Genomic DNA, 21872 nt, shown 5'->3' on the forward strand with positions numbered 1-21872 from the left:
TCACTCCTGAGTGATCACGCCACGACGCAGCTGGTCTTCCTCGATCGATTCGAACAGCGCCTTGAAGTTGCCTTCGCCGAAGCCCTGGTTGCCCTTGCGCTGGATGATCTCGAAGAAGATCGGGCCGATCACCGTATTGGTGAAGATCTGCAGCAGGATGCCGTCATCGCCCGGCGCGCCATCGATCAGGATATTCAGCTCGCGCAGGGTGGCAGTGGGCTCGCCGTGGCCGGCCACGCGGCTGTCGACCTTCTCGTAATAGGTATCCGGCGTGGTCATGAAATCCACGCCATTGGCACGCAGCTTACGCACCGTCTCGTAGATATCGTCGGTGCTCATGGCGATGTGCTGGATGCCTTCGCCGTGGTACTCGCGGATGAATTCCTCGATCTGCGACTTGTCGTCCGCCGACTCGTTGATCGGGATGCGGATCTTGCCGCAGGGCGCGGTCATGGCGCGGGAGAACAGGCCGGTGAGCTTGCCCTCGATGTCGAAGTAGCGGATCTCGCGGAAGTTGGCGATGCGCTCGTAGAAGCCCGACCAGACGTCCATCTGCCCGCGCTTGACGTTGTGGGTCAGGTGGTCGATCTGCTGCAGGCCGACGGCGCGGTCGTTGGCCGAACGGCCCTCGATATATTCGAAGTCGACGTCATAGATGGTCTTGTCACCGTAGCGATCGACCAGGTACAGCAGCGAGCCACCGATGCCTTCGACGCAGGGGATATTCAGCTCGCCGAAGTTGGCATGGCTGCCGACCAGGGTGGCACCCTGGGACTCGACGTAGGCGGCGGCCTGGGCCGCGTTCTTCACCCGGAAGGCCATGGCGCAGGCACTTGGCCCGTGCTTCTCGCCAAAGGCGCGCACATGCCCGGTGGGATTGCCGTTGAGGACGATGTTGATGTCGTTCTGCTGGAACAGCCAGACCTGCTTGGAGCGGTGCTTGGCCGTTTCGGTAAAGCCCATGGCGCTAAACAGCTGGCGCAGCTGCTGGATGCCTTCGGCCGTGGGGGCAGTGAATTCGACGAACTCGAAACCGTCGGTACCTATGGGGTTGTGCTGCTCGATCTTGATCACGGCGTTCATCCAGCCTCCTGATTGTTATTGTCCGGGCACCTGCCGGCCGGCAGGCTTGCGCTGCCTTCATCTCAGCCGGCGGCGCAGGGCGGCACAACCCGCTCAGCCCGGCCGGCACGCCCTGGCTGGCCGCCCGCTCGGCAAGTTTTCCTTACAGCCAGCAAAGCCAGCGCAGCCCGGTGATCGCCCCGCCACTCCCGTCACGTTTTGTTTACAAGGTGGTCGCCCTGCTTGCCAGCCGCGGCCGGGGCCATACAGGCAGTCTGCACCCGGGTTAAGATCGCGCCTGCCCATCCGACAGCAGGTTGCCATGGCCCGCGCCACGCCCCCCGATCTGAGCAACACCGGCATGCCCCTGCGCGCCCTGGCCCGCAGCTACCCGCGCGGGCTGTTCATCGAGCCGCACCAGCACGACTGGGGCCAGCTGCTCTACGCCATGTCGGGGATCATGTGGGTGGAAACCCCCGGCGAGGCGCTGCTGGTACCGCCGCAGCGCGGCGTGTGGCTGCCACCCGGCGTTCCCCACGGCATCCGCGTGGTGTCCGAGCTGCAGATGCGCAATATCTACCTGAGCCCGCAGCTGGCACAGTTGCTGGAGGGCAGCGTGCAGGTGTTCGAGGTGCGTCCGCTGCTGCGCGAGCTGATCGTCGCCCTGGTCGAGCAGGAACAGCAGAACGATGCCCCCTACTACGCCGCCCTGGCCGAGCTGACGGTGCTCGAACTGCGCCGCGCCCACCGCTCGCAGCTGCGCGTGCCGCTGCCCGATGCCAGCGACCGCCGCCTGCTGCAGCTGTGCCAGGCCGTGATGGCCAATCCGTCGCTGGAAATTCCCTTCGAGCAGCACGCCGCCCAGGCCGGCGCCAGCGTGCGCACCCTCTCCCGCCTGCTGCTGCGCGACCTGGGCATGGGCTTCGCCGAGTGGCGCCGCCAGGTGCAACTGGCCACCGCTGCCGCCGCGCTGATCCAGGGCGTGGCGGTGGGGCGCATCGCCCGCGAGCTGGGCTACCAGCCGGCCAGCTTCAGCGACATGTTCCGCCGCGAACTGGGCATGACGCCCAGCGAATACCGCGACAGCCTCGGCGCCTGAAACGCGCAACTTGGCCGATAGGCTGAAGTCCTTGGCCGAATGCCGGGATTGAACGGCCATAGACTGCCTGCAACCCGCCGACCGGGCCGGGACGCACGCCGCGCCCTCGCCCAGCGCCGGCATTCGCCTCGCCCTCGATAAGGACTGCTCCATGTACGCCCTGCAATTCTCCAACACCGGTGATCTCGCCGCCCTGCGCCATGTCGAACTGCCTCGTCCCGTTCCCGAAGACGGCGAGGTGCTGGTGCAGGTGCATGCCGCCGGCCTCAACCCCAGCGACGTGAAGAACGTGCTCGGCCGCTTCCCTTACACCACCCTGCCCCGCGTACCCGGTCGCGACTTCGCCGGCGTGGTGGTGGAAGGCCCCGCGCACCTGCTGGGCAAGGCCGTATGGGGCACCGGCAAGGGCCTCGGTTTCAGCCGCGACGGCAGCCATGCCCAGTACATCTGCCTGCCTGCCGATGGCGTGGCACTCAAGCCCGAGTCGCTGAGTTTCACCCAGGCCGCCGCCCTCGGCGTGCCCTATACCACCGCCTGGGACGCGCTTACCCGCAGCCAGGTCGGTCAGGGCGCGCGCCTGCTGATCATCGGCGCCAACGGTGCAGTGGGCACCGCCGCCCTGGGCCTGGCCAAGGCGCTCGGTGCCGAGGTGCTGACCGCGGTACGCAACCCGCAGCTGCAGGAACAACTGCTCGACAGTGGTACGCCCTGCCTGCTGCTCACTGATGCCGAACAGCTGGCCCAACAGGTCGAGGCGGTATTTCCCGGCGGCGCCGAAGTGATCTTCGACACCACCGGCTTCTGGCTGCCAGCCGCCGTCGGGGCCCTGGCCAACTTCGGCCGCATTGCCTACATCGCCGCGCCGCTGGATGGCATGGTCAACCTGCCGGCGCTCAACCTGTACCGCCGCGGCGGCACCCTGGTCGGGGTCAATACCCTGCTCTACAGCCCGGCGGACTGCGCGCGCATGCTCGAACAGTTCGGCAAGCTGTTCGACCAGGGCCTGCTGACGCCCCCCAGTGCGCTGCGCGAGCTGCCGCTGAGCGCCGGCCCCGAGGCCTATGCGGCGGTGAACACGCCGGGTAGCTGCGAGAAGTTCATCCTGCTGCCCTGAATGCCGAACGGCGCTCAGCTCGCCGAATCCGACACCGCCAGCGTGGCCGGCTGCGGCTCGGCGAACGAGGCCAGCGGCAGCGGCCGGCCCAGGGCATAGCCCTGGGCGAAGTCCACGCCGATCTGCCGCAACGCGGCGAGGATCGCTTCGGACTCGACGAACTCGGCCACCGTGAGTTTGCCCAGCACGTGGCCGATATGGTTGATCACCTCGACCATGGCGCGGTCGATGGGATCTTCCAGCATGTCGCGCACGAAGCTGCCGTCGATCTTCAGGTAATCCACCGGCAAATGCTTGAGGTACATGAACGACGACATGCCGGCGCCGAAATCGTCCAGCGAGAAGCGGCAGCCAAGCACCTTCAGCTCGTTGATGAAACGGGTGGCATCGGCCAGGTTGGCGATGGCTGCCGTTTCGGTGATCTCGAAGCAGATCGACTGCGGCGCCACCCCGTGCAAGCTGAACTGCTCGCGGATGAAGCCGAGAAAGTCGTGGTCGCCGATGCTCGCCCCGGACAGGTTGACCGAGCAGCTCGGCGGCGCCTCCACCTGGGTGGCCTGCATGCGCGCCAGGGCCTCCAGGGTGTGGCGCACCACCCAGCGGTCGATCAGCGGCATCAGGCCATAGCGCTCGGCCGCCGGAATGAAGCTGCCCGGGCCGATCAGCTGGCCCTCCTCGTCGTGCAGGCGCAGGAGGATTTCCAGATGGTCGCCCTGCTCGTCCTGCAGCGGCACGATGCGCTGGGCGTAGAGGCAGAAGCGCTGTTCCTCCAGCGCCCGGTGGATGCGCTGCACCCAGCTCATCTCGCCGACCCGTACGGACAGCTCCGAATCACCGGGCTGGAAGGCATGCACCCGGTTGCGCCCCTTCTCCTTGGCCGAATAGCAGGCCAGATCGGCAGTGCGCAGCAGGTCGGCCAGGCTGGCCTGCCCCGGCGGCACCTGCACCAGGCCGATGCTGACGCTGATCGAGAAGGAACGCCCGCCCCAGGCGAAGCGCAAGTCCTGCACCGTTTCGCGCAAGTTCTCGGCCACCCGCAGGGCGGCATCGGGCGGGCAATTCTCGAGGATCACACCGAACTCGTCGCCGCCCAGGCGGGCCAGGGTGTCGCCCTCGCGCAGGTGCTGCTGCAGGCCCGTGCACACCTGGCGCAGCAGCTCGTCACCAGCGGCATGGCCGCAGGTGTCGTTGACCAGCTTGAACTGGTCGAGATCGAGAAACATCAGCGCATGCCGCCCCGCCTGGCGCAGCATGCGCGCCAGCAGCTGGGCCAGGCGGTATTCGAACTCGCGGCGGTTGGCCAGCCCGGTCAGTGCGTCGTGACTGGCCTGCCATGACAGGCTGGCGACGAACTGGCGCTCGCGGGTCATGTCGTGCAGCACCATCACCGCGCCGCTGACCCGGCCATCGACCAGGATCGGCGTGCCCACCAGGTTGACCGGCACCGAGCTGCCGTCGGCGCGCACCAGCATCCGCGCGCGGTCGCCGGGCAGCTCGCAGTGGCCGGCCAGAATCTGTTGCAGCGGCGACTCCTGCGCGGTGCCGGGAAACTCGTCGACGATGCTGAACAGGCTCTCGGCCGGCTGGCCCAGGGCCTGGCCTGCCACGCAGTCGATCAGACGCTCGGCGGCCGAATTCATGTAGGCCACGCGGCCATCGGGCTGCAGGCTGACCACCGCATCACCGATCGAGGCCAGGGTCATCTGCGCACGCAGTTTTTCCGCCTGCAGTGCCTGATCGACCTGCTCGCGCTGCACCAGCAGCTTGCGCGTACGCAGCAGCGCCAGCCCCACCAGCAGCACGGCGGTGAGCAGGTTGGCCAGGATCAGCAGGCGCATCACCGCCCGCGAAGCCTCGCCGAGAATACTGGAGAAGGCCTCCGCCGCCGGCGTGGCGCCGGCGTTGATTTCGGCAATGCGCACCTGCCATTCGCGGGTCTGCGCCGGCTCGAGCGGCCCTTCGGCGATGCTCATGCGCATCTCATCGGCCAGGCTGGTGAGCTGGAAGATATAGCGATCACCCACCTGCCATTGGCGGATGGCCCGATCCAGGTAACTGATCTGGCGGAAGTTGCGGAACAGCCAGATCATCCCCGCGACATCGTCGGGATGATTGCGCCCTTGCAGGATGCCGGCCCGGGCCGTGGCCAGGTCGGGTTCGGGGCGCTCCATGGCGATGCGAAAGGCATGGTCGCCGAGAGGCACTGCAATGGCCTGCTGGTACTGCGCGAGGTAGGCGGGATCGCCGCCGCGGGCATACAGATCGAGGTAGAGAATGGCGTCCTTGAGCCCCTTCGACCACAGGCTCTCGCCGCCCACATAGCCGCGTACCGCCGACAGCACGTACAGGCTGCCGCCCGCCAGCAACACCTGCAACAAGGCCACCAGGGCGAACGGCCATACCAGCCGCAGCACTTGCGAGGTCATGCGCGCCGGCCTGGCGCTGGTCTCCTGACTCATCGTTCCCGGATCTCCTGACATTGGCACAAACTGCGGCCATGCCACCAGCAGGCGGGCGCGCGCAGCGCCCACAGTCCCTCGCGCAAGAAGGTACTGGCGTACCAATCAGGTATAGATGGCTTTTTGCCTTGCCGCCTGCCGGCGCCTGGGCAGGCGCGCGGCACTCAACGGCGGCGAAACAGCGGGCGCGGCTCGATGGCCGAGCGGCCGTACAGCACGCTCATGCCGGCCAGGCCTTTGAGTGCATCCGTGGCGGACTTGTCGGCACGCACGGCAAAGCTGTCGAAGCCGCACTGGCGCATGTGGCTGAGCTGGTCGCGCAGCACATCGCCCACCGCACGCAGCTCGCCGTGCCAGCCCAGACGGGTGCGCAGCAGGTAGGCCTGGCTGTAGCCGCGGCCATCGCGGAAGCTGGGAAAGTCGATGGCGATCAGCGGCAGCGCCGGCAGGCAAACGGCCAGGCTCTCCAGCTCGTCGTCCGGCGCCAGCCACAGGCCATCGGCGCTGGCTGCCTGGCCGGCCAGCACCGCGGCGTTCTGCCGCTCGCGCCACTGGGCCAGCGGCAGGATCAATGCGCCCTGCGCCGGTATCTCATCGTCGGTACGCAGCAGTTGCCAGGGATCGTCCTGCACCAACCGCGCCTCGCCCTCCTGCAGACGGATCAGGTTGTTCATGCCAGTTCCTCCTGCTGGCGATAGACCCGCTGTTTGAACGGCTCCAGACCCAGGCGCGCGCAGGCATCGACGAAGGGCTCGCCGGCACCCCGCAGCTCCAGGTAGGTGGCGATGATCCGCTCGATCACTGCCGGCACCTCGGCGGCGCCGAACGCCGGGCCGATCACCTTGCCCAGCGCGGCGTGATGGCCCTGGGCGCCACCGAGGGTGATCTGGTACCACTCGCTGCCGTTCTTATCCACGCCGAGGATGCCGATGTTGCCGATATGGTGATGGCCGCAGGCATTCATGCAGCCGGAGATGTTCAGGCTCAGCTCACCGATGTCGTGCAGGTAGTCGAGATCCTCGAAACGCTGCTGGATGGCCTGAGCGATGGGGATCGACTTGGCGTTGGCCAGCGCGCAGTAGTCGCCGCCCGGGCAGGCGATGATGTCGCCGAGCAGGCCGATATTCGGCGTGGTCAGGCCGGCGGCCGTCGCCAGCTGCCAGAGGCGATACAGATCGGCCTGGCGCACGTCCGGCAGCACCAGGTTCTGCTCGTGGGCGACGCGAATCTCGCCAAAGCCGAAGGCCTCGGCCCAGTCGGCCACCGCCTCCATCTGCGCGGCGGTGATATCGCCCGGCGGCAGCGCCGCCCCCGGCTTGGTCGACAGCACCACGCTGGCATAACCCGGCACCTTGTGCGGGTGCAGGTTGCGCGCCCGCCAGCGGGCGAACTGCGGGTCGTGCAGCGGCTCGTCCGGTTGCATACCGCCATCGGCCAGTGCGGCATAGGCCGGAGCCTGGAAGTGTTTGGCCACCCGCTGGTATTCCGCCTCGGTCAGCTCGGCCGGGCCATCCTTGATCGCCTGCCACTCCTCCTCCACCTCGCGGGCGAAGGCCTCGATGCCCAACGCCTTGACCAGGATCTTGATCCGCGCCTTGTACTTGTTGTCGCGCCGGCCGTGGCGGTTGTACACCCGCAGGATGGCCTCGACGTAACTGAGCGTATGGCGCCACGGCAGGCCGTCGCGAATCGCCACGCCGATGATCGGCGTACGCCCCAGACCGCCGCCAACCAGCACCCGCAGCAGCAGTTCACCAGAGACATCGCGATACAGCTGCAGGCCGATGTCGTGCACCTGCACCGCCGCGCGATCCTCGCCGGCGGCGCACAGGGCGATCTTGAACTTGCGCGGCAGGAACAGGAATTCCGGGTTGACCGTCGACCACTGGCGGAGGATTTCCGCCAGCGGCCGCGGGTCGAGCAGCTCATCAGCGGCGACGCCGGCAAAAGCCTCGGTGGTGACGTTGCGCACGCAGTTGCCGGAGGTCTGGATGGCATGCATCTCCACCGCCGCCAGCTGTTCGAGGATGTCCGGCACCTGTTCCAGCTCGATCCAGTTGAATTGGATGTTCTGCCGCGTAGTCAGGTGGCCATAGCCGCGGTCGTACTCGCGGGCGATACGCGCCAGCACCCGCAGCTGGGCTGCCGACAGGGTGCCGTAGGGAATCGCCACCCGCAGCATGTAGGCGTGCTTCTGCAGGTACAGGCCGTTCTGCAGGCGCAGCGGCAGGAACTCTTCCTCGCTCAGCTCGCCGCTGAGGCGGCGCTCGACCTGGTCGCGGAACTGGGCGACCCGCTCGAGCACCAGCGCCTGGTCATATTCGTCGTACTGGTACATCGCGGCCCTCGCCTGCCTGCCCTGCGGATTCAGGTGCGGGGACTATGGCGTGGCGCGGCGGCTACAGAACAGACTCAGATCAGCTCCGGAAAAGCAGATCAGACACGCCAGAGAACACGCCTGGACGGCGCTGCACGCCAGCCCCGGCTGATCGACGGAATCTTCCTGCTGGCCATCCCTGGCACTGGCCCTATCGGCTCTGGCTGAGGCTGCCAGGCTAAGCCGCCGGAGCGGCAGGGGCTGACATGCCTGGCGATAAAAACCTCCGCACAGCAGCATCTGATCCGCTTTTTATTCAACAACCTGAATCTGTTATGCGATCAGCAAGACGCCGACCATTGCCCCATCCTGAAAGCTTGATGAGGCAACGTCATGAGCGAGCGCATCCCCGCGCAGGTCATCGAGACCATCGACCCCCGCCAACCGCTGCGCCTGACCCCGGCCCAGGCCCAGGCCGGCGGTCCGATCCATACCCGCAGCTTTCGCGGGCGCTTCCGCAACCTGCGCCTGTACGGCGCCGGCCTGCTGTGGCTGATCTTCTTCGGCACCGCCTGGCTGAACTGGGGCGGGCGCCAGGCGGTGCTGTGGAACCTCAGCGAGCACCGCTACTACATCTTCGGCGCCACCTTCTGGCCGCAGGATTTCATCCTGCTCTCGGCGCTGCTGATCATCTGCGCCTTCGGCCTGTTCACCATCACCGTGTTCGCCGGCCGCGTCTGGTGCGGCTACAGCTGCCCGCAAAGCGTGTGGACCTGGGCCTTCATGTGGGTCGAGAAACTCACCGAGGGCGAGCGCAACCAGCGCATCAAACTGGACGCGGCGCCCTGGAGTGCCAGCAAACTGCTGCGTCGCAGCGCCAAGCACGGCCTGTGGCTGGCGCTGAGCCTGCTCACCGCGCTGACCTTCGTCGGCTATTTCACGCCGATCCGCCCGCTTGCGCTGGAGCTGCTTACCTGGCAACTCGACGGCGGCACGCTGTTCTGGATCCTGTTCTTCACGGCTGCCACCTACCTCAACGCCGGCTGGCTGCGCGAGAAGGTCTGCGTGTACATGTGCCCCTACGCGCGCTTCCAGGGGGTGATGTTCGACAAGGACACCCTGATCGTCTCCTACGATGCCGCCCGTGGTGAAAGCCGCGGCCCGCGCAAGAAGGACAGCAACCCGCGCGCCCAGGGCCTGGGCGACTGCATCGACTGCCAGATGTGCGTGCAGGTCTGCCCTACCGGCATCGACATCCGCGACGGCCTGCAGGTGGACTGCATCGGCTGCGCCGCCTGCGTCGACGCCTGCGACAGCATCATGGACAAGATGGGCTACGCCCGCGGCCTGGTCGGCTACAGCTCCGAGCGTGCCCTGCAGGGCGGCCGCACGCGCCTGCTGCGGCCGCGCCTGCTCGGCTACGCCGGCGCCCTGCTGCTGATGATCGGGGCCTTCGTCTGGGCCCTCGACAGCCGCTCGCTGGTATCCCTGGACGTGGCCAAGGATCGCGGCATGTACCGCGAGAACCCGGCCGGGCAGATCGAGAACGTCTACCGCCTCAAGGTGATCAACAAGACCCAGCAGCCCCAGCGCTATCGCCTGGAACTGCTCGACGACCCGCGCTTCACCCTGCATGGCCAGCACCAGCTGCAGCTGGCGCCCGGGGAAATCGTCGATGTGCCGGTCAGCGTCACCCTGCTGCGCGAGCCACTGGGGCAGAGCCCCGTGCCGCTGCGTTTCGAGATCATCAACCTGGCCGACGACGGCGAACGCCAGCAGGCCGGCAGCACCTTCATCGCACCGAGCGGGCGCTAAATGGGCGGACTGCGGCAACTCCCCGTAGACTGCGGAGCATCACTGGCCGCCGTCACGGACAAGATGAAACGCTACGAACAATTCGCCGAACAGATCGCCGGGCTGATCCGCAGCGGCATGCTCGCTCCCGGTGAGAAGGTGCCGTCGGTGCGGCATGCCAGCCGCACCTACGGGGTCAGCCCATCGACCGTGTTCCAGGCCTACTACCTGCTGGAGGATCGCGGGCTAATCCAGGCCCGCGCGCGTTCCGGCTACTTCGTCCGCGAGCTGGCGCGGCATCCGCTGGCCGAGCCGGAAACCGGCGCCGCGCCGCCGCCGACCAGCGAAGTGGACGTCAGCGAGCTGGTGTTCTCGGTGCTCGGCTCGCTGAAAGACCCGCACACCGTGCCCTTCGGCTCGGCCTTCCCCAGCCCACAGCTGTTCCCCCTGCCGCGCCTGGCCCGCTCCATGGCCCACGCCCTGCGCGACATGCCGGCCCACGCAGTGATCGCCGACATGACCGCCGGCAACCCCGACCTGCGCCGGCAGATCGCCCTGCGCTACATGGTCGCCGGCGTGCGCCTGCCGCTGGAGGAACTGGTGATCACCAACGGCGCCATGGAAGCGCTCAACCTGTGCCTGCAGACAGTGACCCAGCCGGGCGACCTGGTGGCCATCGAGGCACCGGCCTTCTATGCCAGCCTGCAGGTGCTGGAGCGCCTCAAGCTCAAGGCGGTGGAGATTCCCGTGCACCCGCGCGAAGGCATCGACCTCGGCGTGCTGGGCGAACGCCTGGCCAGCCTGCCGATCAAGGCCTGCTGGTTCATGAGCAACCTGCAGAACCCCATCGGCGCCAGCCTCAGCGAAGCCAAGAAGGCCGAGCTGTACCAGCTGCTGCAACGCCACCAGGTGCCGCTGATCGAGGACGACGTGTACGCCGAGCTGCACTACGGCGCGCAGCCGCCCAAGCCGGTCAAGAGCCTCGACCAGGAAGGCCTGGTGATGCACTGCGGCTCGTTCTCCAAGAGCCTGGCGCCGGGCTACCGGGTCGGCTGGGTGGCCGGCGGGCGCTACACGGAGCAGATCGGCCGGCTCAAGCTGATGACCACCATCTCGCCCTCGGTGCCGGCCCAGGCGGCCATTGCCGATTACCTGCAGCACGGCGGCTACGACCGCCACCTGCGCAAGCTGCGCATCGCCCTGGAAACCCAGCAGGCGGCCATGCTGGCCTCGGCCGCGCGGCACTTCCCGGCCGACACCCGGGTCACCCGCCCCAGCGGCGGCTACTTCCTGTGGTTCGAGTTTCCCGAGCAGGTCGACTCGCTGCAGCTGTTCCAGCTGGCCCTGGCCCAGGGCATCAGCCTGGCACCGGGGCCAATCTTCTCCGCCACCCGACGCTTTCGCCACTGCGCCCGGCTGAACCACGGTCACCCCTGGGATAGCACCAGCGAACGGGCCATGGAGATTCTCGGGCGCATCCTCGCCAGCTTCTGAAAGGCCATGCCAGACGCTGCGCGCTGCTACCATGCAGTGCATAACAACAACAGTGGCGCGGGGTGAACGAGATGAGCGACGACACGCAAAGCGATACCGAGCTGGTGGTTGCCGAGGATATCGGCGATGACTCGCAGCGCATCGCGCGCCTGGAAAAGGCCGGCAAGCTCAACCGCCTGCTGATCTATGCCCTCGCCGGTGCGCTGGGCCTGGTGCTGCTGGCCTGGCTGCTGATTGCCCTGCTCACCCCCAAGCACGAGGAAAAAACCGAGAAGCCCGAAGCCAGCGAAGCCAACAGCCAGGCCCTGGAGAAGGAAATCGGCGCCCTGCAGCTGCAGGTCGACAACCTGCAGAAGCAGCTGCAGGATCAGCAGAAGCTCATCCTGCTGCAGCAAAAGACCGCCCTCGCCCCTGCCCCCACCCCGGCAGCGGCCGCCGCCACGCCGCAGCCCAGCAACCGCGACCGGGAAACCCAGCAGATGGTGGCGCGCATCCTGCTCGGCCAGGAGCGCAGCTACCAGGCCTCCATCGCAGCCCTTAAGATGGGTATGCGCGACCTGGCCGGCATGATCGCCGGCTCGCGCAGCTGGCTGGAAGACTACGAAGCGGATCTGAACAAGCCCCTGGCCGAAAGCCAGGCGCGCGCCAAGGCCCTGCAGCAGTGGTTGGACGGCAAGCCCGCCTCTCCCTGATCGGAATCGCCCCGCCATGACCCTAGTGACTGCCCTGCTCGCCTACCTGCTGGCCGCCAGCCTGCTGACCATCACCCCCGGCGTCGACACCGCGCTGATCCTGCGCACCGCCACCCTGGAAAGCCCCAAGCGCGCGGCCATGGCGGCGCTGGGCATCAACGCCGGCTGCCTGGTCTGGGGCGCGGCCGTGGCGCTGGGCCTGGGCAGCCTGCTAGCCGCCTCGGAGCTGGCCTTCAATGTGCTCAAGTGGCTCGGCGCTGCCTACCTGCTGTGGCTGGGCCTGCAGATGCTGCTCAAGCCGCGTCGCGAATTCAGCCTGGCCAGCAGCGACGCCACAGAACACCACGGACAGCTCGGCTGGTTCATCAAGGGACTGCTGGGCAACCTGCTCAACCCCAAGGTTGGGGTGTTCTACGTGTCCTTCCTGCCGCAGTTCGTGCCGGCCGGCTACGCGGTGGGCAGCTTCAGCTTCCTGCTGGCCTGCCTGCATGTGCTGCTCGGCCTGTTCTGGGCTGCCGCGCTGATTCTCGCCACCCGCCCGCTGGCCAACTTCCTGCGCCGTGGCGGGCTGGTGCAGTGGCTGGATCGCGCCACCGGCTCGGTGCTGCTGGCCTTCGCCGCCGGCCTGGCGCTGGCCAAACGCTGAGGCGGCCCTGGCCCGGGTTCAGGCCGGGCCGGTTTCAGTCCTGCTCGTTCTCGCCCTGGTCGTTCTCGCCGTGTCGGCAACCGTGGCGACCGTAGTCGCGGTCATCGCAGTCCCGATCGCCATACCGCGAGTGCTCATAACGATCGTGGTCATGGCCATAGCGGCCATAGTCATCCTCGTAATAGATGCAGCCCGCCGTGTTGAGCAGCATCAGGGCAAGGGCGATCCGGGTAATTGTGCTGAACATGCTGATTGCTCCATCGGCTCGGCGGCCACCATCAGTCCAGGTCGTCGTCATCCGCAGGATCATGCGGGTTGCCCGGAGCGCCCTTGCCCAGGCCCAGCGCCGCGGCAATGGCCGCCGGCGTGGTAGCCACCACCGCCATGGCCTTGGCCAGGCCGCTGGTCTCATCGGAACGGGCGACGGCCGAGGTGACCGCGCCATGGCCCTTGCTCTGACCCTGGCCGAGCCCATGATGGTCGTTGTTGTCGTTGCCGAGACCATGACCGACATCATGGCCGAAGCCATGGCCACTACCGGCCAGACCATGGCCGGCACCCATGCCAGCGCCGTGGCCGCCTGCCGCCCCGCCATGACCACCGCCGTGGCCGCCACCATTGCCGCCACCGTGACCACCGCCGTCACCGCGGGCATATGCCGAGTCGATCAGGGGATTGACGTCCGCCGGCAGCGTCAGCGACGACACCAGCGTACAAACCGATAGCAGCACAACAGCCTTGAGCTTGAACATGGTCGTTCCTCCTCGGGTTCAGCCATGACACCAGATCACAGTGTATGGCCCTCTGCCCGGTAGACTCCGGGCAGCCGATGAACGTTCCGCAGCGCCCGTCAGTGCTGCAGATGCCCGTAGAGCCTGGCGTAGAGGCCACCGTCGGCAATCAGGCGCTGGTGATCGCCATCCTCGGCGATGCGCCCGCCATCGAACACCAGTACCCGGTCGGCCTGCTTCACCGCCGAGAGGCGGTGAGCGACGATCAGCGTGGTGCGCCCCTCGAGGAACTGCGCCAGGGCCTGGTGCAGGGCGTACTCGGTGGCGGCATCCAGGGCCGAGGTAGCCTCGTCGAGAATCACCACCTTGGGCTCGGCCAGCACCATGCGCGCCACCGCCAGGCGCTGACGCTGGCCACCGGAAAGACGCACGCCGGAGCGCCCGACCACGCTATCCAGGCCTTGCGGCAAGGCACGAATGGTGGCCGCCAGCTGGGCGATTTCCAGCGCCTGCCAGCAGGCCTCGTCGCTACGCTCGCGGCCCATGGTGAGGTTGGCGCGCACCGTGTCGTTGAACAGCGCCGGATGCTGCAGCACCACCGCCACATGCTCGCGTACCCGCTCCAGGCCGATTTCCTCCAGGCTCGCGCCACCGAAGCGAATGCTCCCGGCCTGAGCCGTGTAAAGGCCGAGCAGCAGCTGCACCAGGGTGCTCTTGCCGCCGCCACTGGCGCCGACCAGGGCGACCTTCTCGCCGGGGGCGATGGACAGGTCGAGATCGTCCAGCACCGGCTCCTCGCGGTAGGCGAAGCGCAGCCCGCGCACCTCGATGCCGACCGTCTGGCGGCCCTTGAACGGGTCGCTGCGGCCCTCGTGCTGCGGCTCGTCGGCGCGCGCCAGCAGCTCGTTGATCCGCGCCAGGGCGCCGCCGGCGGCGTAGTAGGCGTATTGCAGGCCGAGCAACTGTTCCACCGGGCCGATCATGAACCACAGGTAACTGAACACCGCCAGCATCTGGCCGATGGACAGGTCGGAGAACAGCACGGTGAGCATGGCCGCGGCGCGGAACAGGTCGATGCCGAACTGGAACAGCAGGCCGCTGGCACGCCCGGCCGCATCGCTCTTCCACTGCGAGGCCACCGCATAGTCGCGCACCTCGCGGGCACGCAGGCCGAGGCGGCCGAGGAAGTAGCCCTGGCGATTGCCGGCGCGCACCTCCTGGATTGCCTCCAGGGTCTCGGTGAGCGCCTGGGTAAAGCGCGCCGTGCTGTCGTTCTCCAGCTTCTTCAGGTGCTTGACCCGCTTGCCCAGCTGCACGGTGGCAAAGATCACCAGCGGGTTGAACAGCAGAATCAGCAGGGCCAGCTGCCAGTGCATCCAGATCAGGATGGCAGCGGTGCCGGCCAGACTCAGCAGGGCCACCAGCACCTTGCTCAGGGTTTCGCCGACGAACTTGTCGAGGGTGTCCAGATCGGTGACCAGGTGCGCACTGACCGTGCCACCGCCGAGGCTCTCGTATTCGCTGAGGGCGATGCGTTTGAGGCGTTCGATCAGGCGGATGCGCAGGCGGTAGATGACGTCCTTGGACAGGCGGGCGAACAGGCGCGCCTGCAGCACGTTGCTGACCAGCGCGCCGAGGCGCAGCAGCAGGGTCAGCCCCAGCATCAGGCCGATATAGCCGGCCGCGCTCTCCCAGGCGGAAGGCAGGAAACGATCCATCACCTTGAGTGCGGCATCGCCCTGCTTGAGCAGAACTTCGTCCACCAGCAGCGGTAGCAACAGAGGAATCGGCACGCTGCACAGGGTGGCGAGCACGGCGATCAGGTTGGCCAGCAGCAGCGAACGGCGATGGCTCAGTGCGAGTTGGCGGATCTCCGCCCAGCTCAGCCGATCAGCCACGGACACCCCGTTGCAGCCAGCGCTCGAGCAGCGGTGCCAGTTCGTCGAGGGCCTGGTAGCCGTTGGTCAGCAGCGCCAGCTGGCCATCGCGCTCGGCCAGCAGGGTGGGGAAACCGGCGATACCGAGATCCTGCACCCAGGCGAAGTCGGCAGCGGTGGCGGCGTGCATCTGCTCGCTGTCGAACATCTCGGCAAACTCGATGCGCGGAATCCCCACCTGCTCGGCCAGTTCCACCAGCAAGTGGGCGCGGGTGACATCCCGGCCCTCGGTGTAGAAGGCCTCCTGGATCAGCTGCGCCAGCGGCCAGACGCTCTGCTCGTCCAGGCTGCGCGCGGTGACCAGGGCGCGGCAGGCCGGCTCGGTGTTGTACACCAGGCCGTCGGGTAGCGCGTCGTGGAAGTTGAACAGTTGCCCGGTGCGCGCGTTGACCGCCTGCCAGTGGGCAAGGATGCGCACCTTGCTCACTGGGTCGAGCGCCGCGCGCTCGCGGCGCAGACCGCCGACCACCAGATGCAGGGCCACTCCCGCCGCCTGCGCCTGGGCGCCCAGCGCTTCGACCACCGGCGCGAAGCCCCAGCACCAGGAACACATGGGATCCATCACATAGAGCAGACGGGCTTCGCGCACGGGTGAGTCCTTAGAGTCCGTTTACGGTTTCTGGATTAGAGCCAGACAAGGCAAAAGTGGCTGAAAAAGCGCAGTTTACGAGGTGTAAATGAGCATTTTGAGGCCACTTTTAACGCCGTATGGCCGACAGCCAGAAGATCGTAAACGGATTCTTACTGGTCGAGGGCCTTGTAGTTGTAACCAATGGGGTGCGGCAGGTTGCGCGCCTGGGCGATCTCGATCTGCTTCTGCCGCTCGCGGGCACTGATCCGGGTCTTCTCCGGCAGCGTGTCCCAGCAGTGCGGACAGCTGATGCCGGGAGCGTAGTGCTCGGACTGGCGATCGGCGGCGGAAATCGGGTTGCGGCAGGCGTGACACTGATCGTAGTCACCCTCGGACAGATCGTGGCGCACGGTGACCCGGTTGTCGAACACGAAGCAGTCGCCGCGCCATTTGGTCTCGGCCTCCGGCACTTCTTCCAGGTACTTGAGGATGCCACCCTTGAGGTGGAATACCTCTTCGAAGCCTTCGCCAAGCATGTAGCTGGAGGCCTTCTCGCAGCGGATGCCGCCGGTGCAGAACATGGCCACTTTCTTGTGCTTGCTCGGGTCGAAGTGGGCCTTGATGTAGTCGGGGAACTCACGGAACGACTTGGTCTGCGGGTCGATGGCGCCCTCGAAGGTGCCGATGGCCACTTCGTAGTCGTTGCGGGTGTCGATCAGCAGCACCTCGGGGTCGCTGATCAGGGCGTTCCAGTCCTGCGGCTCGACATAGGTGCCGACGCGCTGGTTGGGATCCACGCCCGGCACGCCGAGGGTGACGATCTCTTTCTTCAGTTTGACCTTGGTGCGATAGAACGGCTGCTCGGCGCAGAAGGATTCCTTGTGGTCGATATCGGCCAGGCGCGCATCCTGGCCGAACCAGGCGAGCAGGCCGTCGATGCCGGCGCGGCTGCCGGACACGGTGCCGTTGATGCCTTCTTCGGCCAGCAGCAGGGTGCCTTTGATGTCGTTAGCAAGCAGGGTTTGCAGCAGGGGTTCGCGCAGCGCTTCGTAGTCCGGCAGGGAGACGAACTTGTACAGCGCCGCCACGACGATCTTTGCAGTCATCGGGACTTCTCTCCAGTGGTCGTCCTCGCAAAGGACGGACCGGGGTTTAAACGACTGCGCCGGCAAAGGCCGGCGCAGTCGGGATTCTACCGCAGGGCCGGGGGCTGACGCACCTGGCCTGGATCAGCGGTGCCAGCGGCACCTCAGACCTATACGGATCTCTTGAGCTAGAGCCAGGCAAGGCGAAGTTGGGCGAGGACGCGGAGTTTACGAAGTGTAAATGAGCAGTCCGAGCCCAACTTCAACGCAGCATGGTCGACGATCAAGAGATACGTCAGTGGTCGTGCTTGCTGCCGCCCTTGCAGGTCGGCGAAGCCGGAGCCACGCCCTGCTCCGCCCACTCCTCGGGCGTGTAGGTATGCAGGGCCAGGGCATGGAACTGGCCCATCAGCTCGCCCAGAGTGGCGTACACCTTCTGGTGGCGTTTGACCGCGTTGAGGCCGGCGAAAGCGGCACTGACGATCGCCGCCTTGTAATGGGTCTGCTGACCACGGCTGTGCATGTGGCTCTCGTCCAGCACATCGAGGTGGTCGGGTTGCAGGGCCGCAAGGGCCGCGAGGATCTGCTCACGCATGGTCATGGCGGGGCTCACTGCTTCTTGGCTGCCAGTTCGGCGTTCATGTCGTCGACCAGCTGGTTCACCTTGGGTACGGCCGCCTGCAGACTCTGCTGGGTCAGCTGCACCGACTGACCGACCAGGGTCGGCATCTTTTCCAGCACCTTGCGCCCGACCGGGGTCTGGTAGAAGGCCAGCATTTCTTCCAGCTCCGCCTCGCTGAAGGCGCTGGTGTACAGCTGCACCATCTGCGGCTCCAGCTTCTGCCAGCCGATGGCCTTGTCCAGCTCGGCATTGGCCTTGGCCTGGTAGCTCTCCAGCACGGCCTTCTTGGTGACCGGCGCCTGGGCCTGGGCGAAGCGCTGGGCGAACATCTGCTGCACCTGAGCATAGACCGGCACGGTCAGCTTGTTGGCATGGGTGACTTCGAGCAGCTTGCGCGCCTGGGCAGCGTGGCTGGCCTCGTCGGCAAACACGGAGGCGCTGGCGAGCAGCATCAGGGCGGAACACAGCAGGGGCAGGCGCGGCATGGGTAAATCCTTGGCGGAATAAGCGAGGGGGGCCATTCTGCGCCCAGCACCCGGCACGCTCAAGGCGCAAACGCCATGCGAGGCAAATAACAATCATTAGCAAAAGGCCATCACTTGCCCGATCTGGAACAGCCGTGCATGCTTGCTGCTCTGCTCTTCCCTATTCATGGCGCGCGTCAGCCGCCACGCAACACCCCCACAACACACGGATGTGTCGGATGAACAGCTTCACCAACGCCCCTCTCAGCGCGGCTGCGCAGCCCCTGTGCGATGCCCACGGCCGGCTCGATCCGCTGGCCATCGGCTGGTCGCCCCGGCCGCTGGTGAACTGTGCGATCCCCGGCAACCATGGCCGGCGCAAACGCTGGAACCACTGGTGCATCACCACCCCGCAGTGGATGCTGTCGCTGACCTTCGCCGACCTCGACTACCTGGCCTACGGCGCCGCCTACTTCCTCGACTTGGAAACCGGCAAGTCCGCCTCGCACACCCAGCTGCGTCCGTTCGGCCTGGGCTGCCAGCTGGCCGATACGCCCATGCAGAGCCACGCCTTCGACCACAGCCGCCTGCACCTGCGCGCAGACGACCGTGGCAACGCCATTCGCATCACCGTCGCCGCCCCGGATATCGGCGGCCAGCCGCTGCAGGTGGCGCTGGATGTCCAGCGCCCGGCGCACCTCGACTCGGTCAACCTGATCTGCGCCATGGGCAAGCGCACCTTCCACGCCACCTCGCGCCAACTCGGCCTGCCGGTCAGCGGCAGCCTGCAACTGGGCGGCCGCCAGTACAGCTGCCTGCCCGGGCAGAGCTTCGCCTCGCTGGATTTCGCCCGCGGCGTCTGGCCGCTGCAGAGCCACTGGAAGCGCGCCGCTTTCGCCGCTCCCGGCGGTATCGCCGCCAACTTCGGCTCCGGCTGGTGCGACTACAGCGGCCTGTCGGAGAACGCCCTGTGGTTCGGTGGCGAGCTGCAGCACCTGGAAGAACCGGTGCAGATCGAACAGAACCCCCAGGGCCCGCTCGCACCCTGGCGCCTGCACAGCGCCAGCGGCCAGGTCGAGCTGACCTTCACCCCGCAGCAGTTGCACCAGGCCTATCCGAAGATCGGCCCGTTCTTCGCCGACACCCGCCAGTGGTTCGGTCGCTATGACGGCATCCTGCGAACCCAGCGCGGTGAGAACGTGCCGGTTGCAGGTGCCCAGGGCTGGCTCGGCGCCACCCAGGCACGCTGGTAATCCGGCGCCGCTTTCTGTCTAGGGAACCAGCCCGCCCCGCGGCAGCCTAAACTCCCGGAAGCCCATCTGGAGAAAGCCCATGAGCCGTATCGAAACCGATAGCATCGGTGCCATCGCCGTTCCCGAAGACGCCTACTGGGGCGCCCAGACCCAGCGTTCGCTGATCAACTTCGCCATTGGTGAACAGCGCATGCCACTGGCCGTGCTGCACGCCCTGGCACTGATCAAGAAGGCCGCCGCCCGGGTCAACAGCCGCATCGGCGACCTGCCACCGGATATCGCCCGGCTGATCGAACAGGCCGCCGACGAGGTACTGGCCGGCCAGCACGACACGCAGTTCCCTCTGGTGGTCTGGCAGACCGGCAGCGGCACCCAGAGCAACATGAACGTCAACGAAGTGATCGCCGGCCGCGCCAACGAGCTGGCCGGCCAGGGCCGCGGCGGCAAGAGCCCGGTGCACCCCAACGACCACGTCAACCGCGCGCAGAGCTCCAACGACAGCTTCCCCACCGCCATGCACATCGCCACCGCGCTGGCCGTGCACCAGCTGCTGCCGGCCATCGCCGAGCTCACCGGCGGCCTGGCCGAACAGGCGGCGCGGCACATGCAGCTGGTCAAGACCGGGCGCACTCACCTGATGGACGCCACCCCCATCACCTTCGGCCAGGAGCTGTCGGCCTTCGTCGCCCAGCTCGATTACGCCGATCGCGCCATCCGCGCCAGCCTGCCAGCGGTGTGCGAGCTGGCCCAGGGCGGCACCGCGGTCGGCACCGGGCTCAATGCGCCACACGGCTTCGCCGAGGCGATGGCCGCCGAGCTGGCCGCGCTCTCCGGCCTGCCGCTGATCGCCGCGCCCAACAAGTTCGCCGCCCTCTCCGGCCACGAACCGCTGACCGCCCTGTCCGGCGCCCTCAAGACCCTGGCCGTGGCCCTGATGAAGATCGCCAACGACCTGCGCCTGCTCGGCTCGGGGCCGCGCGCCGGCTTCGCCGAAGTACGCCTGCCGGCCAACGAGCCGGGCAGCTCGATCATGCCCGGCAAGGTCAACCCGACCCAGTGCGAGGCGCTGTCGATGCTGGCCTGCCAGGTGCTGGGCAACGACGCCACCATCGCCTTCGCCGCCAGCCAGGGCCACCTGCAGCTCAACGTGTTCAAGCCGGTGATCATCCATAACCTGCTGCAATCGATCCGCCTGCTGACCGATGGCTGCCGCAACTTCAATGAACACTGCGTCATCGGCCTCGAACCGGATGCCCGGCAGATGGCCGCGCACCTGGAGCGCGGGCTGATGCTGGTCACCGCGCTGAATCCGCACATCGGCTACGACAAGGCCGCCGAGATTGCCAAGAAGGCCTATGCCGAAGACCTCAGCCTGCGCGAGGCGGCGCTGCAGCTGGGTTACCTGAGCAACGAGCAGTTCGATGCCTGGGTGCGCCCGGAGAACATGCTGGAGGCCGGTCAGCATGGTTGAGGCACAGAAGAGCGGCGCCACGCCGCTGGAAGGCGACGGCAAGCGCATCCTGCTGATCCTCGGCACACCCAAGAGCGACAGCCTCTGCCACGCCCTGAGCGAGGCCTATACCAGCGGCGCGCGGCGCGAAGGCCATGTGGTGCGCCAGCTCAAGCTCGGCGAACTGCAGTTCGACCCGATCCTGCGCGACGGCTACAGCCAGGGCCAGGCCCTGGAGCCGGATCTGCTGGAGGCGCAGCGGCAGATCCACTGGGCCGAACACCTGGTGTTCGTCTATCCGGTCTGGTGGGGCGGCGTACCGGCGCTGCTCAAGGGCTTCTTCGACCGGGTGTTCCTGCCCGGTTTCGCCTTCAAGTACCGCAACCGCTCGCAACTGTGGGACAAGCTGCTGAGCGGGCGCACCGCCGACCTGCTGGTGACCCTGGATACCCCGCCCTGGTACTTCCGCTGGATCTACGGCGCCCCGGCGCATCGCCAGATGACCCGCACCATCCTCGGCTTCAGCGGCATCAAGACGCGCCGCCTGAGCGAGTTCGCCCCGGTGCGGCCGTCCTCGGAAGAACAGCGCCAGGCCTGGCTCAAGCGCGCCGAGCGGCTTGGGGTGAACGCCTGAAAAGCGGCTGTGCGGGCCTCCCGGTGCGCACGGCGCACCTGCGGAAGAACCTCAGCACTTATGGCGGAAACCCGAACAGCGGCAAAACGCTGAAAAAACGACGCCAGAAAACTGGAAAAAACGCCATCTGCGGTGATTCACGGGCAAATTTCGACCACCGGTCGCCCGGCCAAACTGGTTAAAACTCAACCACTAGACTGAAACCAGTGCACCCTGCTGCAGGAGGCTTCACCATGTTCGGTCAGCGCAATATCGACCCCGTTCCGGGCACGCATTACCGTAGCGAACGCGTCAGTGCGGTCAACGGCCAATACTTCTTCGCCACCCGCGAAGGCACACTGGAAGGCCCCTACTTCACCCGCGTCGATGCCGAACGTGAAATCGCCTTCTATATCCGTCGAATGCGCCAGGCCAACGACATCATCGAAAGCCGCGCTTTCTAGACGCC

21 protein-coding genes are annotated in these 21872 nt (G+C 67.0%); 10 read left to right on the forward strand and 11 right to left on the reverse strand.

The features are described 5' to 3' along the window. A complete protein-coding gene (hppD, locus tag A9179_RS12435) occupies positions 1–1083 on the reverse strand; it encodes a 4-hydroxyphenylpyruvate dioxygenase (protein ID WP_187806164.1) in 1083 nt (360 codons plus the stop codon). A gap of 301 nt (positions 1084–1384) precedes the next feature. Between hppD and A9179_RS12440 the strand changes: the two genes are divergently transcribed. Together A9179_RS12440 and A9179_RS12445 are read left to right on the forward strand one after the other, a co-directional pair. Further along, positions 1385–2161 (forward strand): AraC family transcriptional regulator, encoded by a 777-nt coding sequence (locus A9179_RS12440; RefSeq protein WP_187806166.1) that lies wholly within the window; start codon positions 1385–1387, stop codon positions 2159–2161. 151 nt (positions 2162–2312) lie between these two features. Beyond that, positions 2313–3275 (forward strand): quinone oxidoreductase family protein, encoded by a 963-nt coding sequence (locus A9179_RS12445; protein ID WP_187806169.1) that lies wholly within the window; start codon positions 2313–2315, stop codon positions 3273–3275. 14 nt (positions 3276–3289) lie between these two features. Here A9179_RS12445 and A9179_RS12450 read toward each other — a convergent pair whose 3' ends face one another. The 3 genes from A9179_RS12450 to A9179_RS12460 all read right to left on the reverse strand — a co-directional run bounded on the left by A9179_RS12450 (position 3290) and on the right by A9179_RS12460 (position 8072). Then, entirely contained in the window at positions 3290–5734 is a 2445-nt protein-coding gene (locus A9179_RS12450; RefSeq protein WP_262410580.1) for an EAL domain-containing protein, read from the reverse strand. A gap of 164 nt (positions 5735–5898) precedes the next feature. Continuing rightward, positions 5899–6408: a DUF934 domain-containing protein gene (locus A9179_RS12455; RefSeq protein ID WP_187806171.1), complete on the reverse strand. Its 510-nt coding sequence runs from the start codon at positions 6406–6408 to the stop codon at positions 5899–5901. Continuing rightward, positions 6405–8072, reverse strand: a complete 1668-nt coding sequence (locus A9179_RS12460) for a nitrite/sulfite reductase (RefSeq protein ID WP_187806173.1) — start codon at positions 8070–8072, stop codon at positions 6405–6407. Before A9179_RS12460 ends, A9179_RS12455 begins: the two co-directional genes overlap by 4 nt. Positions 8073–8444: 372 nt before the next feature. Between A9179_RS12460 and ccoG the strand changes: the two genes are divergently transcribed. The 4 genes from ccoG (at position 8445) to A9179_RS12480 (ending at position 12677) form a co-directional block, all read left to right on the forward strand. Beyond that, positions 8445–9866, forward strand: coding sequence for a cytochrome c oxidase accessory protein CcoG (gene ccoG / locus A9179_RS12465; protein ID WP_187806176.1), 1422 nt, complete (start codon positions 8445–8447; stop codon positions 9864–9866). Positions 9867–9929: 63 nt separating this feature from the next. Continuing rightward, on the forward strand, positions 9930–11339 hold the full coding sequence (gene mapR / locus A9179_RS12470; protein ID WP_187806179.1) for a GntR family transcriptional regulator MpaR: 1410 nt from the start codon (positions 9930–9932) through the stop codon (positions 11337–11339). A gap of 71 nt (positions 11340–11410) precedes the next feature. After that, positions 11411–12031: a hypothetical protein gene (locus A9179_RS12475; RefSeq protein WP_187806181.1), complete on the forward strand. Its 621-nt coding sequence runs from the start codon at positions 11411–11413 to the stop codon at positions 12029–12031. Positions 12032–12047: 16 nt separating this feature from the next. Then, positions 12048–12677 carry a LysE family translocator gene (locus A9179_RS12480; protein ID WP_187806183.1) on the forward strand — a complete coding sequence of 210 codons (630 nt, stop codon included), beginning with the start codon at positions 12048–12050 and terminating at the stop codon, positions 12675–12677. Positions 12678–12711: 34 nt separating this feature from the next. On the opposite strand, the gene A9179_RS12485 is transcribed toward A9179_RS12480, so the two are convergent. The 7 genes from A9179_RS12485 to A9179_RS12515 form a co-directional block, all read right to left on the reverse strand. Next, the gene (locus tag A9179_RS12485) at positions 12712–12924 is read right to left on the reverse strand and encodes a hypothetical protein (RefSeq protein ID WP_187806185.1); all 213 of its coding nucleotides are present in this window, start codon (positions 12922–12924) and stop codon (positions 12712–12714) included. A gap of 31 nt (positions 12925–12955) precedes the next feature. Next, the gene (locus tag A9179_RS12490) at positions 12956–13429 is read right to left on the reverse strand and encodes a hypothetical protein (RefSeq protein ID WP_187806188.1); all 474 of its coding nucleotides are present in this window, start codon (positions 13427–13429) and stop codon (positions 12956–12958) included. A gap of 98 nt (positions 13430–13527) precedes the next feature. Continuing rightward, the gene (locus A9179_RS12495) at positions 13528–15306 is read right to left on the reverse strand and encodes an ABC transporter ATP-binding protein (RefSeq protein WP_187806190.1); all 1779 of its coding nucleotides are present in this window, start codon (positions 15304–15306) and stop codon (positions 13528–13530) included. After that, a complete protein-coding gene (locus A9179_RS12500; RefSeq protein ID WP_187808577.1) occupies positions 15299–15907 on the reverse strand; it encodes a DsbA family protein in 609 nt (202 codons plus the stop codon). The genes A9179_RS12495 and A9179_RS12500 overlap by 8 nt, the downstream gene beginning before the upstream one ends. 179 nt (positions 15908–16086) lie before the next feature. Further along, on the reverse strand, positions 16087–17022 hold the full coding sequence (gene trhO, locus A9179_RS12505) for an oxygen-dependent tRNA uridine(34) hydroxylase TrhO (protein ID WP_187806193.1): 936 nt from the start codon (positions 17020–17022) through the stop codon (positions 16087–16089). A gap of 274 nt (positions 17023–17296) precedes the next feature. Beyond that, positions 17297–17602 (reverse strand): BolA family protein, encoded by a 306-nt coding sequence (locus A9179_RS12510; protein WP_187806200.1) that lies wholly within the window; start codon positions 17600–17602, stop codon positions 17297–17299. 8 nt (positions 17603–17610) lie between these two features. Further along, positions 17611–18108 (reverse strand): DUF2059 domain-containing protein, encoded by a 498-nt coding sequence (locus A9179_RS12515; RefSeq protein WP_187806202.1) that lies wholly within the window; start codon positions 18106–18108, stop codon positions 17611–17613. Positions 18109–18326: 218 nt separating this feature from the next. On the opposite strand from A9179_RS12515, the gene A9179_RS12520 reads away from it, so the two are divergent. From A9179_RS12520 to A9179_RS12535, 4 genes are all read left to right on the forward strand, one after another. Next, complete coding sequence (locus A9179_RS12520) at positions 18327–19340, forward strand: DUF2804 domain-containing protein (protein ID WP_187806222.1); 1014 nt, start codon at positions 18327–18329, stop codon at positions 19338–19340. A gap of 79 nt (positions 19341–19419) precedes the next feature. Further along, complete coding sequence (locus A9179_RS12525; protein WP_187806225.1) at positions 19420–20811, forward strand: class II fumarate hydratase; 1392 nt, start codon at positions 19420–19422, stop codon at positions 20809–20811. After that, entirely contained in the window at positions 20804–21424 is a 621-nt protein-coding gene (locus A9179_RS12530; protein ID WP_187806227.1) for an NAD(P)H-dependent oxidoreductase, read from the forward strand. The genes A9179_RS12525 and A9179_RS12530 overlap by 8 nt, the downstream gene beginning before the upstream one ends. Before the next feature lie 233 nt (positions 21425–21657). Next, a complete protein-coding gene (locus tag A9179_RS12535; protein ID WP_187806229.1) occupies positions 21658–21867 on the forward strand; it encodes a DUF6316 family protein in 210 nt (69 codons plus the stop codon). Positions 21868–21872: the final 5 nt, after the last annotated feature.

This window comes from Pseudomonas alcaligenes (genome assembly GCF_014490745.1).
Taxonomy (GTDB): domain Bacteria; phylum Pseudomonadota; class Gammaproteobacteria; order Pseudomonadales; family Pseudomonadaceae; genus Aquipseudomonas; species Aquipseudomonas alcaligenes_C.